Below are 979 nucleotides of genomic sequence, written 5' to 3'. Positions count from 1 at the left end.
CTCCATCGCGGATCAGCGAGCAAAGTGTCGCGGCATCGAGCGGCTCGCCTCGGTTGATGCGGGACAATGCGGAATCGATCAGGGTGATGGCGTCGCCAATCTCCTGCGCCTGGACGGCCAGCCGCTTGGACTTGCTTCAGAAAAGTGGAGAGTTTTCCTGAGGTGAAAGGCAAACTCGATGACGAAGCAACGACGGTTTACAAAGGAATTCGAGGACGAGGCGGTCCGGCTGGTGGCGACCAGTGGGCGCACGCAGCGTGAGGTTGCGGAAGATCTGGGGGTCGGTTTGTCGACGCTGGTTCGGTGGATCGGTCGTCGTCGTGATCGGTTGACGGAGATGCCGGGCGAAACACCGCAGGCAGATTTGGCAGCCGAGTTGAAGCGGCTCCGCCGGGAGAATGAGATCCTTCGACAAGAACGCGACATACTGAAGCGGGCGACCGCTTTTTTCGCCCGGGAGGGAAGTCGATGAGGTTTGCGCTCGTCGATCAGGCGAAGAAGGATTTCCCCGTACACCGCCTCTGCCAGGTGCTCGGCGTCAGCCAGAGCGGCTATTTCGCCTGGAAGGATCGTCCGGCCAGCCGGCGGCAACGCGATGACATGGTGATGCTGGCGCATGTCCGCTCGGCATTTGCGCTGTCGAACGGCACGTACGGCAGTCCGCGCATGACGCGCGAGTTGCAGGATGATGGCTTCGCCATCGGGCGACGGCGCACGGCGCGGTTGATGCGCGAGAACGGCCTGCGCGGTCGGCAGAAGCGTCGATTCAAACGGACGACCGACAGCGAGCATAGCTGGCCGATCGCGCCGAACATCATTGACCAGGATTTTACGGCGACGGCACCCAACCAGAAATGGGGCGTCGACATCTCGTATGTCTGGACGCGGGAGGGATGGCTCTATCTGGCGGTGGTCCTCGATCTGTTCTCCCGCCGTGTCGTCGGGTGGGCCGTCGGCGACCGGCTGCACCGCGATCTGG

The 979-nt window shown here is 62.7% G+C and carries 1 pseudogene; it reads left to right on the top strand.

Annotated features, from left to right (window positions below):
* Positions 1-178 precede the first annotated feature (178 nt).
* Positions 179-979, top strand: a pseudogene (locus AACY08_RS27480) (IS3 family transposase); the annotation flags it as partial.

It is taken from the genome of Pseudomonas sp. EL_65y_Pfl1_R83 (genome assembly GCF_963970695.1).
Lineage (GTDB): Bacteria > Pseudomonadota > Gammaproteobacteria > Pseudomonadales > Pseudomonadaceae > Aquipseudomonas > Aquipseudomonas tritici.
Note: the sequence above shows the minus strand (reverse complement) of the source record. Positions and strands in the feature narration are given on the sequence as shown.